This window comes from Streptomyces sp. NPDC001770 (assembly GCF_053596135.1).
On record NZ_JBSFFN010000006.1, the window covers coordinates 58080 to 73296 of the forward strand.

A 15217-nucleotide genomic window follows, 5' to 3' on the forward strand; every position below is an offset into this window, starting at 1 on the left:
GGGGCCGTGCCACCGGAGCCCGGCCAGGTCAGCGGATGTGCCGCCCGGTGATCGCGCGGGCGATGACCAGCCGCTGGATCTCGCTGGTGCCCTCGAAGATCGTGTAGATCTTCGCGTCCCGGTACATCCGCTCCACCGGGTGTTCCCGGCTGTAGCCCGCGCCACCCAGGATCTGTACGGCCTTCTCCGTGGCGGCCACCGCGAGTTCGCCCGCGCGCAGCTTCGACATGGAGCCCTGTCCGGCGTCGAAGGCCCGGTCGTTGCGGGCCATCCACGCGGCCTGCCAGATCAGCAGGCGTACCGCCTCGATCTCGGTACGGATGTCGGCCAGCGCGAACGCGATCGACTGGCTCTCCACGATCGGGCGGCCGAACGCCTCCCGCTGCCCCGCGTACTCCAGGGCGTACTCGTACGCGGCGCGCGCGATGCCGAGCGCCTGGGCGCCGACGGTGGGGCGGCTGACCTCGAAGGTCGCCATCGCGGCCTGGGACTTGACCGTCCGCCCCGTCGCGGTAGCGCCCTCGCGGGCGCGGGCGAGGCGGGCGTCCAGCTTCTCCCTGCCCCCGAGGAGGCAGTGGCCCGGCACGCGTACGTCGTCCAGGAACAGGTCGGCGGTGTGCGAGGCGCGCAGGCCCAGCTTCTTGACCGTGCGGCCCGCCTCCAGGCCGGGGGTGCCGGGCGGCACGATGAAGGCGGCCTGGCCCCGTGCGCCGAGCTCCGGCTCGACGGAGGCGACGACGACGTGGATCCCGGCGATCCCGCCGTTGGTGATCCACGCCTTCTGGCCGGAGAGCACCCACTCGTCCTTGGCCCCGTCGTACCGCGCCCGCGTACGCATCGCCGAGACGTCGGAGCCGGCCTGCGGCTCGGACACCGCGAAGGCGGCGACCTTCGGGTCGTCCTCGTCGCCGTAGCACTGCGGGACCCATTCGGCGAGCTGGTCGGGGGTGCCGGAGGCGAAGATCCCGGCAACCGCGAGCGAGGTGCCGAAGAGGGCCATGCCGATGCCCGCGTCGCCCCAGAAGAGCTCTTCGTTGGCGATCTGGAGGGAGAGGCCGGTCGGATCCCCGTACATGTCGGCGAGCGACTCGAATCCGTAGAGCCCGATCCGCGCGGCCTCCCGGATGACGGGCCAGGGAGTCTCCTCCCGGGCGTCCCACTCGGCCGCCGCGGGGCGCACCACCTCGGCGGCGAAGCCGTGCACCCAGTCGCGCAGATCCCGCTGTTCCTCGGTCAGGGCGAGGGAGAAGAAGCTCATCGGATCACGCCTTCGGGATGTCGAAGTAGCGGGTGAGGCCCGCGGCCAGACCGACGTCCCCGGCGATCTTCAGCTTGCGCATCATGAACATGGTGACCGGATTGCCGTTGCCGGAGACCAGTTTGAGGAACTCGGCGTCGCCCATCACCAGCGTGGTGCGGGGCTCGGCCGCCGAACGGCCCCGGGTGACCGAGCAGTTGCCGTCGGCGATGGCCGTCTCGTAGACCTCTTCGGTCTCACCGGTGATCTTCCAGCGGATCAGGGCCTTGAGCCCCCCGGCCGCGTCCGGCCTGAACTGCTGCCGCATCCGGTCGAAGACCGCGTGGAGTATCCGTGTCCGGAGTTCACCGTGCATCACCTCGCCGAGCTGCTTGACGGACAGCCCCTTGACGATCCGGGCGAACTCCTCGGGCGAGACGGCCGAGAAGTCGAGCCGGGACAGCTCCTCGGTCAGCTCGCCGCTGCTGTGGTCGGCCACGCCGTTTCCTTACTCCGGAGTAAACTTACTTTTCAGTAAGGTAAGGCCGTCGTCATGCCGTTCGCAAGCGCCCGGCGGGAGGCTCCTGCGGAGACGTGGGAGGCGGGGTGTTCAGTACCAGGGACCCGGACGGACCGTCAGCCCCGGATGGTGGGCCGCGAGCACCTTGTTGGCGCGCGCGAGGTCGGAGAGTGCCTGTTCGCGGTCGGCCTGGTCCTCGACGCCCAGCAGCGGGCCGCGGAACCTGCGGACCTCGCGCGCCGCGCAGTCGGCGTCGAACTCGGCCTGCAGCACGTGCGCCGGGACACAGGCGCCGATCAGCGCCGCGACGCTGTCCGGAATCGGAACGGGTACGAGGAGGTGTGAGGCGGGCATGGGGGTTCCCTCTCGGTCGGTCGGCAGGAGGCGCTACGGTCGTGGTCGCCCCGAAGGGCACTCCGCGTCTCCCTGTGTACGGCACACGGGTCCGGGTTTCTCGCCGGAACCGTCTTGTTGCCGCAACCGTTTGGGACTGACCGGCTATTTCCCCTTACTCAGGGGTAAGTTGACTCGTCGCGCGGTTTGTGGTGGTTGTCACCGTCGTGGGGTGCCGTCGCCGCCGCGGGAGCGGAGGCGGAGCGCCCGCAGGACGGCCTCGGTGGAGAAACGGCTCTCGGGGTCGACCAGTTGCTCGCCGAACAGGGACTCCAGGCTCCGCATGCGGTAACGGACCGTCTGTGGGTGGACGTCGAGGAGTTCGCCCATGTGGGCAGCGGTTCCCCGGGTGTCGAGCCAGATGCGCAGTGTCTCGATCAGCCGCTCCCGCCGGGTGGCGCTGAGGGCGGAGACCGGGGCCAGCTCCCGCTTCGAGAGCTGGTCCAGCAGGGCCGTGTCGGAGAGCAGCCACAGGGTGATGAGGTGGTCCTCGGCCAGCACCAGCGGGGCGTCGTCGATCACCCCCGTGTCCACCAGCTCAAGGAGCCTGCGGGCCCAGCGGATCGAGTCCGGGGCGTGGGACGGCGGCACGGTCAGGCCGACCGCCGCGTGTGCGCCCAGCAGCGCGTGGTCGAGCATGCGTCTTCGCGCGTCGTCGATCGGGCCCGGGATGAGCATGTTGGGCTGAGGGTCCGTCAGGTCGGCCAGCACGTCGCGGTCCAGCGCGAGACGTCCCAGGTCGGGGGAGGGGCGCAGGGCGACCAGGGTCACCTCCTCCGGCATGGTCCAGCCGGTCTGCTCGCAGAGTTCGGCGATCGCGCTGCGGGGTGCCGGGCGGCCCGTGAGGATCAGGTGCAGCAGGCGGCGCCGGAGCGTCTCGGTGTGGTCGTCGGTGGCGGCCCGTACCTCCAAGTACCCCTCGCGGGAGAGGGATTCGAGCTCGTCGACATAGGTGAACAGGGCGTCCGCGAAGGTCAGCATCATGGTGGGGGAGAGGTTGTAGCGGCGCCCCACCTTCTTCGCCCGCCGTAAGGCGATACGGGCACCGAGGCGGTAGGCCCCCTGGAGCTGGTCGAGGCCCCTGCCCTCGTACGCCTCGAACCGGCCGAACCGCCGGCACATCTCGTCCCGCAACGGGGTGGGCGCGGACGGTCGCGCCACCTGTTCGACGAAGACGGAGATGCTCTGTTCCAGGCCGACCCGGATGCCTTCGCCGTGCGGGCTGTCGAAGAGCCGCGCGTACTCCGGGTAGGCGCGGGTGACCTCCAGGCCTATCTCGCGGATGAGGCTCGGGAGTTCGGGGCGGACGATCGCGGCGAACTCCTGGGGCAGTGGTCCCAGAGGTTCCCCGAGGTCCGAGGGCTGCGAGACTGCCGGCATGTTGCTTTACCCCTAGCTCTCCCGTGCCCCGACGGCGGCGAGCAGGGGAGGGCGCTCCCACATGCCGCCAGGTGCGTACCCATTGGAATCTTGAACATAGAGCACGTCCGAGCGTGTGGACACCGGTGCGACGACGGGAAGTACCCGGAGTGACTATGCCGGTGGCGACTTTGAGCCACTGGTGACCCGGAATCCGTCAGTCCTCTTCCTGGAAGGGCTTGGACTCGGCTCCGCGCGGGAATGTCGCCGCCGCCCGCGTGATAGCGCACGCGAGCCACAATTTCGCGGTTCTTTACCGGAACGGGAGAGATCCGAAGGTGCGGTACGCATTCCTCGGCGGTCCGTACTAATTCCGCCCGAGGAGCGATGTCGGACCGATCAATCATCAATCATCGGGTGCGCCGGTGCCGAGCCCTCATCAGGCCGGGCCCCCTCCTGTCCGGCATCCCGCTCTGACATGGGAAGTTGTGAGCAATGGGGGCACGGGCCGGCCCGGTGGGGGCTGGTGACACGATCTCGAGGACCGCGCGGTTGCTCACTTCTCGACAAGAACCGGACGACGCGCGGCCGGCGCTTGCTCGCCGACCAATAAAAGACCGGCCGAAAAACACTCTTCCGGAATTTCTTCAGCAAGGCTGTTGCGGAGGCACGTTACCCGCCCGTAGCGTCATCGACGAACGCAAGCGGTCGAGCGGTCCGTCAGGGCGGGCCGCCACTTCACACCACCCTTGTCCCCCCGGAATGCCGCCTCTTTCCGGAGACGAGTATGTCCGGATCGGGATACTCTCCCCCGAAGGGAATCCATCGTGAACACCCTTGCCCGTAGAGCCGCCGTCGTCCTCGCCGCCGGTGGCGCCGCCCTCGGCATGACCGTCTCGTCCGCTTCGGCCGGTGTCCAGGCACCGTGGACGGTCACCCCGTCCGGCGCCTACTCCGCCACCGCCTCCGGTCCGACGCTGAGCGTCCCGGCCGCCTCGCTCTTCTGCACGTCCAGCACCGCGACCGGCAACCTCGCGTCGAGCACCACCAACACGGTCGGCACCATCGCCACGATCTCCTTCACCGGCTGCAATCTGGCTGGGCTGCCCTTCACCGTGTCGATGGCCGTCACGCCGTGGAACATCAACGCGCTGTCCAAGAGCGGCAGCATCGTGACCGGCAACGTCAGCAACGTCTCGGCGAAGATCACCGGAACCGGCTGCACCGCGACCTTCGCGGGCACGGTCAACGGCACCTACAACAACACCACCTGGATCCTGGGCCTGAACGGCACCGGCACGCTCAAGGCCACGGCCGCGAACTGCCTCGGCCTCATCAACGTCAACGACGCGGCCGCCTTCACCGGCAACTACCTGGTGAACACCCACCCGGTGATCTCCTAGTACCCGCGCGGCACATGAGCCTCCGGGCCGACGGTGAGCAGCGACCCTGCCGCCGTCGGCCCGGATCGTGCGTTCCGCGGTCGGTCGGTGTCCGACGGGCACGGTCCGCGCGGGAGCGGGCAGCACTTCACGATCCCAGCGGAAGACAGGACCAGGATGAGCGAGAAGACATCGGCGACCGCCTCGCGGCGATCCGTACGTCTGGCATCCGTCGCGGCCGTCGCCACCCTCGCCGGACTGCTGAGCGGTCCGGGGTCGGCGGCCGACGACGTGGACGCCAGTGCCGTGGTGACGTACGACTGTGAGCTGCCATCGGGCACGGTTCAGGTGCCGTTGGAGGTAAGGGGGACGTTTCCGGTCACCGGTGAGGTGGACGTGCCGATGTCACCCGCGGACGTGAGCATGACGGCTGACTTCGAGGCCGCCGATCTCGCCCCGCTGTTGCCGGAGGGAGCCACCGAGGTCGTCAGCACCGCGACGCTCGACGTGGATGTCGTGCAGAACGACCAGACCGCCCAGGCGCAGTGGGCCCAGTTCGTCGCGCCCGCAACGCCGCTCGCCGGCGACGAGAACGGGAAGGTCCGGCTGACGCACACGGGTGAGGTGCCCTCGATCACCGTCAGCGCGGCCGGGGACGTCGCCCTGACCGCAGGCCGGTTGACCCTCGGACTGGGCATCCCTGCCGTCGAGGGCGAGGAGACGCCGGCCGATCCGACGACCCTGACCTGCGACCGGTCCGAGGGCGGGTCGGGCCTGCTGGCGACGGTCCAGGTCCCGGACGCGGGGACACCGGAGACACCGGACCCGGGTGGGGAGACCGACCCCGGGGAGGGCGGCGGGGAGGACCCGGGCGACCCGGGGGAGGAGCCGCCGTTGCCCCCCGTCGACACGTCCTGCCCCGATGTCGTGCCCCAGGGAGACATGGACATCAGCGATGTCCCGCCGATGCCCCCGGGCGCACCGCCCTTCAAGCTCAATCTGCCCGGCCAGAGGGTCTGTGGATACGCGGTGGGGCTCGCCACCATCAAGAAACTGAACGGGTCCGTGATCATCAACGATCCGGAGAAGGAGCCTGCGTTGATCTCCGCGCTTGCCAACAGGCAGGTCATGAACCGCCCGCCCACGTCGGAAGGCGGCCAGTACCTCGTGCTCAGCTCGATCGCCCGTCTCGACCTGCCCGACGCGGAGTCGACGTTCCTGGCGTTCGGGTTCCAGCCTGTCTCCGCCAAGGTGGCGTTCGACACCGGGCCTCTTACCGTCTCCACGGGCCAGCTGGCTACGGACCTCTTGCACATCAACCCGTTCGCGGTAGCCAGTTTCCAGCAGTCCATGCGGCTGTACGACGTGAAGGTGAACGGCGTACCGCTCGACGTGGGTTCCGACTGCCGGACCGCGCACCCCTACAAGGTGGTGCTCCGCGGTGACTTCACGAATGGAAACCCCTACCTGAACGTCTTGGACGGCGGACCGCTCGACGGCACGGTGGACATCCCCGCCTTCTCCGGTTGCGGAACCGGCGGTGAGGATCTGGACGCGTTGTTCACCGCGTCGATATCCGGGCCCGGAAACACCATCGCGATGAACCAGGCCAACATGTGCGTCCCGGACGCGGACCCGGAGGTGAGGAACTGCCCGCCGAGGATCCCCGCCCTGCCGGGCACCCCCACCCCCACAGCCGACTGACCCGGTCAAGGTGATCCGTACTCGTGAGGAGACGAAGGAGAAACACCGGCGCGCTCGTGGCCGCACTGTCCGCGGCGATGGCGTTGACGGCGACATCCGCGTCGGCGACGAGTCAGTCCTCCTACGTGGTGACCCCCGGTGGTGCGTTCTCGGGGCACTCGGACGGGTACGTGAACTGGCCCCTGATGACGCTCTACTGCACCACGACCGACGTGGCCGGCTCCCTCGTCCCGAATCCCTCGGGGAGCGTGATCGGTACGGTGAACACCGTGACGGTCAGCGGCTGCAATCTTGCCGGCCTCACCTTCGATTTCACACTGACGTCGGGCGCCCGGCCGCTCACCGCGACGGGAGCGGTGGCCGGCCGGCCCGACCGGGTCGGCGTCTCCGTGAGCGGGCTGGCCTTCCGCATGACCGGAATCGGTTGCACGGCGACCTTCGGGGGCAACCTGACCGGCCATTACGAGAACGACACCGGGCGCCTGGTCATCGACGGCTCCACCATGACGGCGAGCGCCGCCAACTGCCTGGGCCTGATCCGGGCCGGTGATCCGACCGTTCTCGGCGCCGACTACGCCATCACCCCGCATCAGGCCATCCAGGTCTCGTAACGGGAGGACAGGTACGACAGTGGGGCCACCCTCGAACCGAGGGTGGCCCCACTGTCGTACGGCCGTGCGGGGAGAGTCAGGGCCGTCGGGATCGGGCTGAGCCCAGCCCGATCCCGACGGAAGGCCCTACTTCACGGCCGAGTGCCAGTACCGGGAGAGGTCCTTGCCGGCGTTCGGGGCGGCGGCGCCCGGGTCGTTGATGGTGACGACGTTGGTCTGCGCGTTGTTCAGCGTCAGGCTGTTGGTGCCGGACGCGGCGGGCAGGCCCGTCTTGAGGTTGACGGCCCAGTTGAGCAGCCCGGCACCGCACCCGCTGGCGCCGGGGGCGGCGAAGGTGGTGTCCGACTGGGTGGCGCCCGCGAGGCTGATGCGGCCCAGTACGCCCTCGGGGTTGTCGGAGCCGTCCCCGTTGAACTGGAAGGAGCCGACCGTGGGCAGCGTCGAGTTCTTCGGGTGCAGCAGGATCGGGCTGGAGGAGCTGCCGATGTAGCAGTTGTCACCCAGCAGCGGGTTCGTCAGGTGGATGCGGACCGGCAGGGTGATGATCGGCGTGGTGGTGCCGAGGCCGGCCAGGAGCTTGAAGTCCGAGGGGTTGTTGACGGACTCGATGGTGGCCGTCACCCGGTTGAGGTTGACGTCGGCGAGGCTGTTGCAGATGCCGGTGATCACGAAGATGTCGCTCGGGCACATCAGCCCGAGGAGACCTCCGGGGATGTCCGCCGGTGCCGCGACCAGGGCGCCGCCGGCCGGAGAGACCGCCGTCGAGGCGTTGTTGGGGTGGGTCACCACGCCGAGCTGGAGGTCGCTCGCGCCGAACGGGACCACGGTGTTGCCGAGCTTGATGGTGCCGCTCGCGGAGTGCGAGGAAACGCAGACCGCGGTGTCCGTGGCGCCGTCGGCGGCCAGCATGGCGGCCGAGTCCACCGGGCACCGGGTGAAGGAGGCCCAGTTGCCGTTGAGGGTCGTGGCGGCGGTTGCGGACCCCATGGAGGCGAAGGCGCCGAGGGCGGTGAGGCCGGCCAGCAGTCCCATGCGCGTCCGGTTCGAAGTGGCTCTCATGTCATCCCCTTTGACGGCAGCCGCCGTTGGGTCGGCGGCATGCGCGGAGTTGCTCGGAAAGCGCCCCGGAACGGGCGCCGAGAACGGGCGGTACGTCCGCCGAGGGAAGCGGCTCCGGCGGCGACGAGAATCGCTACGGTGAAATGAGCGCTGAATCGGTGGGATCTGCTCCCGAGTGGCTCCGCTCTTATCACCGAGCCGTGACGTTACTGGCGGGTCACACCGGTGCACAATGGCGGCGTTTGACATTCATCGAAGGCGGCCTTGTTCTCGTGTCTGGGTGAGTGCTTATCCGGCCATTCTTGTCAGATGGTGAGCGGAGAGCTCGTCCCGTGAAATGCGGAGCCTGGGTTTCCGTTTGTGAGGGTCGTTCGGCCGGTGCATACCGCACGGGGCGGGCGTGACGTGCGGGGATGCGACCGGACGGAGGGTCGGGTGACGGGAAAATTGTCACCCGGGAACAGTTCTGACGGCCGGACTGCTCACTTCTCGCGCAGAAATACGGGGCCGTAGGTTTGGCCGGGAAAACTTGGACGACGCGTATTGCCTGCCAGGTTACCCGCCCGTAGCCTCGCCCCGTGAGCACCCGGCAAAGTGTGCGGGTCTCCGCCGTCACGTGCGGGATCGGATACCGGAGCGGCCCGCCGCACCGGTCGTCCCTCCCGGGAGCCCACCGTCCCGCCACCCCCCTGCGGCCCGGACTCTCGCCCCTCGGGGGCACCTCGACCCCGGCTTCACGGGGCGGGGATCCCCCGCCTGCGCCGTCCGTGGTGAGTACGCAGGAAAGAACAAGATTGCCACCGGGTTTTGTCACTCGATGACAAGTGTGCCGATCTTTGGCCTCTTGACTGTTCGAGGGCTTGTCCTGGTGGCGTCCGTGAACTTAACGTGCGCCCGTCGGCGCATTTCTGTCACTTCGTGAGTGCATGCAGGAGGTGGGATGGGAATCGAAGTCGTCGTCGAAGGCCTTACCAAGTCTTTCGGCAGACAGAACATCTGGCAGGATGTGTCACTCACGCTTCCCGCCGGTGAGGTCAGTGTCATGCTCGGGCCGTCCGGCACCGGGAAGACCGTGTTCCTGAAATCCATCATCGGGCTCCTCAAGCCCGAACGGGGACGCGTCCTCATCAACGGTGTCGACATGGTGAACAGCCCCGAGCGGGACATCTACGAGACCCGGAAACTCTTCGGGCTCATGTTCCAGGACGGCGCCCTTTTCGGCTCGATGTCCCTCTTCGACAACATCGCCTTCCCGCTGCGCGAGCACACGCGCAAGACGGAATCCGAGATCCGTCGCATCGTCATGGAGCGCATCGACATCGTCGGCCTCCTCGGAGCGGAGGGCAAGCTGCCCGGAGAGATCTCGGGCGGCATGCGCAAGCGGGCCGGCCTGGCACGCGCCCTGGTCCTGGACCCGCAGATCATCCTCTGCGACGAGCCGGACTCCGGCCTCGACCCGGTGCGCACCGCCTACCTCTCGCAGCTCCTGATCGACCTCAACGCGCAGATCGACGCGACGATGCTGATCGTCACCCACAACCTCGACATCGCGGCCACCGTCCCCGACAACATGGGGATGCTCTTCTCCCGCAACCTCGTCACCTTCGGCCCGCGCGAGGTGCTGCTCACCAGCGACCTGCCGGTGGTCTCGCAGTTCCTCTCCGGCCGCCGCGAGGGGCCCATCGGCATGTCCGAGGAGAAGGACGCCGCCCTGCTCGCCGCCGAGGCGTCCGACGGTCACGGCCCGGGCGGCTACGCCGGCCAGGGGCCGCGCGGTGTCGTCCCGCAGCTGGAACCCTCGCCCGGGATGCCCGTACGGCAGGGCGCCCTGCGCCGCCGCGAGCGGGTCGCCGCGATGATGCACCAGCTGCCGGTCGCCGCCCAGCACGCCATCCTGCGCAGCCAGACCGCGGCCACCGGCGGTGCGCGCCCGTGACCGCAGAGATACCGGTGCGGCCGGCCGAGCCGCCGCAGAAGCCGCCACCCCCGCCCGTACCATCCCCGCAGCCGGCGCAGAAGCAGCCCTCGCGGCTGCTCGCACCGCTGCGGGAGACCGGCAAGCTCTTCGCCCTCGGCATCGCGGTGACCCGGTCCGTCTTCCGACGCCCCTTCCAGGCACGGGAGTTCATCGAGCAGTTCTGGTTCATCGCCAGCGTCACCATCCTGCCCGCCGCGCTCGTCTCCATCCCGTTCGGCGCGGTCATCGCCCTCCAGGTCGGCTCGCTCACCCAGCAGCTCGGCGCCCAGTCCTTCACCGGCGGCGCCAGCGTCCTCGCGGTCATCCAGCAGGCCAGCCCGCTCATCGTCGCGCTGCTCATCGCGGGCGCCGGCGGCTCCGCGATCTGCGCCGACCTCGGCTCCCGCAAGATCCGCGAGGAGCTCGACGCGATGGAGGTCATGGGCGTCTCGCCCGTACAGCGCCTCGTCGTCCCGCGCGTCCTCGCCACCATGTTCGTCGCCCTGCTGCTCAACGGCCTGGTCTCGGTCGTCGGTACCCTCGGCGGCTACTTCTTCAACGTGATCATGCAGGACGGCACCCCCGGCGCCTACCTCGCCAGCTTCTCCGCGCTCGCCCAGCTGCCCGACCTCTGGATCAGCGAGTTCAAGGCCCTCATCTTCGGCTTCCTCGCCGGCATCGTCGCCGCCTACCGCGGCCTCAACCCGCGCGGTGGTCCCAAGGGCGTAGGCGACGCGGTGAACCAGTCCGTCGTCATCACCTTCATGCTGCTGTTCTTCGTGAACATGGTCCTCACGGCGGTCTACCTCCAGATCGTCCCCGCGAAGGGGGGCTGACCGATGTCCATGCTCAGCTGGCTCGACCGCTCGGGCGACCAACTCAACTTCTACGTACGTGCGTTGATTTGGATCCCGCGCACGCTGCGCCGCTACACCAAGGAGGTGCAGCGCCTCCTCGCCGAGGTCGCCTTCGGCAGCGGCGGCCTCGGGGTCATCGGCGGCACCATCGGCGTGATGATCGCCATGACGCTCTTCACCGGGACCGTCGTCGGCCTCCAGGGGTACGCCGCCCTCAACCAGATCGGCACCTCCGCCTTCACCGGCTTCATCTCCGCCTACTTCAACACCCGTGAGATCGCCCCCCTGGTGGCCGGACTCGCGCTCTCCGCGACCGTCGGCGCCGGCTTCACCGCCCAGCTCGGCGCGATGCGGATCAACGAGGAGGTCGACGCGCTGGAGGCGATGGGCGTCCGCTCGATGCCCTACCTCGTCACCACCCGGATCATCGCGGGCGTCGTCGCCATCATCCCGCTCTACGCGATCGGGCTGCTCTCCTCGTACGTCGCCTCCCGGTACGTCACCGTCCTCTTCAACGGCCAGTCCGAGGGCACCTACGACCACTACTTCAACCTCTTCCTCTCCCCGGACGACGTGCTGCTCTCCGTCCTCAAGGTGCTGATCTTCAGCGTGCTGGTGATCCTCGCCCACTGCTACTACGGCTTCCGCGCCGAAGGCGGCCCCGCCGGGGTCGGCATCGCGGTGGGCCGCTCGGTGCGCAACGCGATCGTGCTGATCAGCGTCACCGACTTCTTCCTCTCGCTCGCCATCTGGGGCGCCACGACGACCGTGAAGGTGGCCGGCTGATGAACGCGCAGACGGTACGCCGCAGAGCCGCCGGGGTCACCTTCCTGCTGGTGCCCGCCGTGCTGGTGTGGGTCTCGGTCTCGGTGTACGAGAAGGACTTCCAGGACGACGCCACCGTGACCGTACGCACCGGCTCGGTCGGCAACGAGATGCACGACAACGCCGACGTCAAGCTCCGCGGCGTCGTCGTCGGCCAGGTCCGCTCCATCAGCGCGGACGGCGACGGGGCACGGCTCACCCTCGCCATCGACCCCGACAAGCTGCACCAGGTCCCCGCCGACGTCACCGCGCAGATGCTGCCCACCACCCTCTTCGGGGAGCGGTTCGTGGCCCTCGTACCGCCACAGGTGCCCTCCGGGGAGCCGCTGCGCGCCGGGGCGGTCATCCCGCAGGACCGGTCCAGCAACGCCATCGAGCTGGAGCAGGTGCTCGACAACGTCCTGCCGCTGCTCACCGCAGTGAAGCCGGAGAAGCTCTCCGCCACCCTCACGGCCGTCTCCCAGGCGCTCGAAGGACGCGGCGAGAAGCTCGGCGACACCCTCGTCACCCTGGACGCCCACCTGAAGAAGCTCAACCCCCAGCTCCCCACGCTCAACCGGGACATCCAGGAGCTGGTGAAGGTCAGCTCGGTCTACGCGGACGCGGCGCCGGACGTCGTCGACGCGCTCACCGACTTCACCACCACCAGCGGCACCATCGCCGACCAGGAGGCCGAACTCGCGGGCCTGTACGGGACGACGACCGCCTCCGCGAGGGACGTCACCGCCTTCCTGCGGAAGAACAAGGACAACCTCATCCGGCTCTCCGCCTCCGGCCGTCCCACCCTCGAACTCCTCGCGAAGTACGCCGACGAGTACCCCTGCACCCTGCGCACCATGGCCGGCATGGTGCCCGCCATGGACAAGGCGCTCGGCAAGGGCACCGACCAGCCCGGCCTGCACGTCACCCTCAAGACCGTCCCGTCCAAGGGGAAGTACGTCGCCGGCCGCGACACCCCGGGCTACACGGCCACCGGCGGCCCGCACTGCTACACCGTGCCGTACCTGGGCGCCACCGCCCCCACCGCCGAGACCCTGGTGGCGGCGGACACCGGAACGGACACCGGCGCCGACCCCGCGGCCGGCGACGGCGCCACCGGCACGGCCGCCGGCGAACGCTCCCTCGGCGTCGCCAACTCCCCCGAGGAGAGCGCGCTCGTCAACGAACTCGTCGCTCCCACACTGAAAGTCCAGCCGCAGGACCTGCCCGACTGGAGCAGCGTGCTCATCGGTCCGGCCTTCCGCGGTGCGGAGGTGAAGCTCAAGTGAAGCGCCGCTCCCTCGCGGGACCCCTCACGAAATCGATCGTCTTCGTCCTGGTCACGACCCTGGCGACCACCGTGCTCGCCCTCTCCATCGCCAATACCGGTGTGGGGGACACCACTTCGTACAAGGCCCGGTTCACCGACGCCACCGGGCTCGTCGTCGGCGACAGCGTCCGCATCGCCGGGGTCAAGGTCGGCCATGTCGAGTCCATCGGCCTCGCCGACCGCCGGGTCGCCGAAGTCCGGTTCGCCGTGCGCAAGGGGCGTACGCTCCCCGCCTCGGTCACCGCGTCCATCAAGTACCTCAACATGGTGGGCCAGCGCTACATCGACCTCGACCAGGGCGCCGGACCCGTCGGCCGGAGCTTCGCGGCCGGAGCCACCATCCCGCTCGCCCGCACCACGCCCGCGCTCGACCTGACCCAGCTCTTCAACGGCTTCCAGCCGCTCTTCGAGGGCCTCTCGCCGCCCGACGTCAACGAGCTGGCCGGCTCCATCGTCCAGGTGCTCCAGGGGGAGGGCGGCACGGTCGACAGCATCCTCAGCCACGTCGGCTCGCTCACCACGACCGTCGCCGCCAAGGACAAGGTCATCGGCGAGGTGATCAAGAACCTCAACGAGGTGCTGAAGACCGTCAACGACCGCGAGGCCGGGTTCACCGAACTGGTCGACACACTGCAGCAGTTGGTCACCGGATTCGCCGGGGACCGCAAGCCGCTCGGCGAGGCCGTCACCGCGATGGGCGCGCTCACCACCGTCACCGCCGACCTGTTCGAGGACGGCCGGGGGCCCCTCAAGGACAGCATCAAGCAGGTCGGCCGACTCTCCGACCAACTCGGCGACGCCACACCGGAGATCGAGAACTTCCTGGCGAAGACCCCGGCCAAGATGGAGGCGATCACCCGCCTCACCTCGTACGGGTCGTGGATGAACCTCTACCTCTGCGAGGCCGAGGTCTCCGGGGTCACCACCAGCGACGGCAGCACGCCGCCCACCGGCATCGCGATCACCGAACCGAGGTGCACGGCGTGAACATCACCCCCATCAGGGAACGCAACCCCGTCGCCGTCTCGGTCGCAGGGCTCGTCGTCCTCGGCCTCGTCGGGTTCGCCGCCTTCCACGCCGACGCGCTGCCCCTCGTCGGCGGCGGCACGACCTACACCGCAGACTTCTCCGAGTCCGCCGGGCTCTCCGACGGCGACGAGGTCCGCATCGCCGGCGTGAAGGTCGGCGAGGTCACCGGCGTCACGCTCGACGGCGCCAAGGTCAAGGTCACCTTCCGGGTGAAGGACGCCTGGATCGGGGACTCCAGCACCGTCGGCATCGCCGTCAAGACCCTGCTCGGCGACAAGTACCTCGCCGTCGACCCGCTGGGCACCACCTCCCAGGACCCGTCCCACCGCATCGGGGCCGACCGCACCACCTCCCCGTACGACGTCACCCAGGCGTTCAACGGACTCGGCGAGACCATCGACGAGATCGACACCGACCAGCTCGCCGCGAGCTTCGACGCGATCTCCGACACCTTCAAGGACTCCCCGGCCCACGTCCGCAGCGCCGCCGACGGCCTCTCCGCGCTCTCCCGCACGGTCTCCGCGCGCGACGCGGAACTCGCCACCCTGCTCAAGGCGAGCAAGCAGCTCACCAGGACGCTCTCCTCCAAGGAGAGCTCCTTCGAGACGCTGCTGAAGGACGGCAACCTCCTGCTGGGCGAGATCCAGGCCCGCCGGGACTCCATCCACCAGCTGCTCACCGGCACCAAGAACCTCGGCATCCAGCTCACCGGCGTCGTCCAGGACAACAACAAGCAGCTGAAGCCCACCCTGGACGCGCTCGGCAGGGTCACCGCCGTCCTGGTGAAGAACGAGGACAGCCTCGACAAGGTCCTCTCGATGGCCGGCGACTACAACCGGCTCGTCGGCAACACCCTCGGCAACGGCCGCTGGTTCGACAACTACGTCTGCGGGGTCGTGCCCAAGAACTACCTGCCGGCCGACGCGACCCCGGCCACCGGATGCATGCCGCCCAAACAGGAAGGGGGCAGCTGAA

At 69.1% G+C, this 15217-nt stretch carries 14 protein-coding genes; 9 read left to right on the top strand and 5 right to left on the bottom strand.

Translation table 11 applies throughout. The annotated features are described in order from the left end of the window. Positions 1-28 precede the first annotated feature (28 nt). The 4 genes from ACWCSV_RS08035 to ACWCSV_RS08050 form a co-directional block, all read right to left on the bottom strand. On the bottom strand, positions 29-1258 hold the full coding sequence (locus ACWCSV_RS08035; protein WP_451139662.1) for an acyl-CoA dehydrogenase family protein: 1230 nt from the start codon (positions 1256-1258) through the stop codon (positions 29-31). 4 nt (positions 1259-1262) lie between these two features. Beyond that, a complete protein-coding gene (locus ACWCSV_RS08040; protein ID WP_451139664.1) occupies positions 1263-1736 on the bottom strand; it encodes an SCP2 sterol-binding domain-containing protein in 474 nt (157 codons plus the stop codon). 111 nt (positions 1737-1847) lie between these two features. Beyond that, complete coding sequence (locus tag ACWCSV_RS08045; RefSeq protein ID WP_450775453.1) at positions 1848-2111, bottom strand: hypothetical protein; 264 nt, start codon at positions 2109-2111, stop codon at positions 1848-1850. A gap of 198 nt (positions 2112-2309) precedes the next feature. Further along, positions 2310-3530: a PucR family transcriptional regulator gene (locus ACWCSV_RS08050; RefSeq protein WP_450775451.1), complete on the bottom strand. Its 1221-nt coding sequence runs from the start codon at positions 3528-3530 to the stop codon at positions 2310-2312. An 806-nt stretch (positions 3531-4336) separates the two neighbouring features. On the opposite strand from ACWCSV_RS08050, the gene ACWCSV_RS08055 reads away from it, so the two are divergent. The 3 genes from ACWCSV_RS08055 to ACWCSV_RS08065 all read left to right on the top strand — a co-directional run bounded on the left by ACWCSV_RS08055 (position 4337) and on the right by ACWCSV_RS08065 (position 7206). Continuing rightward, positions 4337-4912, top strand: a complete 576-nt coding sequence (locus tag ACWCSV_RS08055; RefSeq protein ID WP_451139666.1) for a hypothetical protein — start codon at positions 4337-4339, stop codon at positions 4910-4912. Positions 4913-5068: 156 nt separating this feature from the next. Continuing rightward, positions 5069-6595: a DUF6801 domain-containing protein gene (locus tag ACWCSV_RS08060; RefSeq protein WP_451139668.1), complete on the top strand. Its 1527-nt coding sequence runs from the start codon at positions 5069-5071 to the stop codon at positions 6593-6595. 56 nt (positions 6596-6651) lie between these two features. Further along, complete coding sequence (locus ACWCSV_RS08065) at positions 6652-7206, top strand: hypothetical protein (protein WP_451139670.1); 555 nt, start codon at positions 6652-6654, stop codon at positions 7204-7206. 126 nt (positions 7207-7332) lie between these two features. Here ACWCSV_RS08065 and ACWCSV_RS08070 read toward each other — a convergent pair whose 3' ends face one another. Further along, complete coding sequence (locus tag ACWCSV_RS08070) at positions 7333-8265, bottom strand: hypothetical protein (RefSeq protein ID WP_451139672.1); 933 nt, start codon at positions 8263-8265, stop codon at positions 7333-7335. A gap of 940 nt (positions 8266-9205) precedes the next feature. Here ACWCSV_RS08070 and ACWCSV_RS08075 point away from each other — a divergent pair. The 6 genes from ACWCSV_RS08075 to ACWCSV_RS08100 are packed head-to-tail and all read left to right on the top strand — an operon-like array spanning position 9206 to position 15216. Next, a complete protein-coding gene (locus tag ACWCSV_RS08075; RefSeq protein WP_451139674.1) occupies positions 9206-10201 on the top strand; it encodes an ABC transporter ATP-binding protein in 996 nt (331 codons plus the stop codon). Next, on the top strand, positions 10198-11058 hold the full coding sequence (locus ACWCSV_RS08080) for an MlaE family ABC transporter permease (RefSeq protein ID WP_451139676.1): 861 nt from the start codon (positions 10198-10200) through the stop codon (positions 11056-11058). The genes ACWCSV_RS08075 and ACWCSV_RS08080 overlap by 4 nt, the downstream gene beginning before the upstream one ends. Before the next feature lie 3 nt (positions 11059-11061). Then, positions 11062-11865: an MlaE family ABC transporter permease gene (locus ACWCSV_RS08085; protein ID WP_327179132.1), complete on the top strand. Its 804-nt coding sequence runs from the start codon at positions 11062-11064 to the stop codon at positions 11863-11865. Beyond that, positions 11865-13172, top strand: coding sequence for an MCE family protein (locus tag ACWCSV_RS08090; RefSeq protein ID WP_451139678.1), 1308 nt, complete (start codon positions 11865-11867; stop codon positions 13170-13172). Before ACWCSV_RS08085 ends, ACWCSV_RS08090 begins: the two co-directional genes overlap by 1 nt. After that, complete coding sequence (locus ACWCSV_RS08095) at positions 13169-14200, top strand: MCE family protein (RefSeq protein ID WP_451139680.1); 1032 nt, start codon at positions 13169-13171, stop codon at positions 14198-14200. The genes ACWCSV_RS08090 and ACWCSV_RS08095 overlap by 4 nt, the downstream gene beginning before the upstream one ends. Then, complete coding sequence (locus tag ACWCSV_RS08100) at positions 14197-15216, top strand: MCE family protein (RefSeq protein WP_451139682.1); 1020 nt, start codon at positions 14197-14199, stop codon at positions 15214-15216. The genes ACWCSV_RS08095 and ACWCSV_RS08100 overlap by 4 nt, the downstream gene beginning before the upstream one ends. The last annotated feature ends 1 nt before the right edge of the window (position 15217 follow it).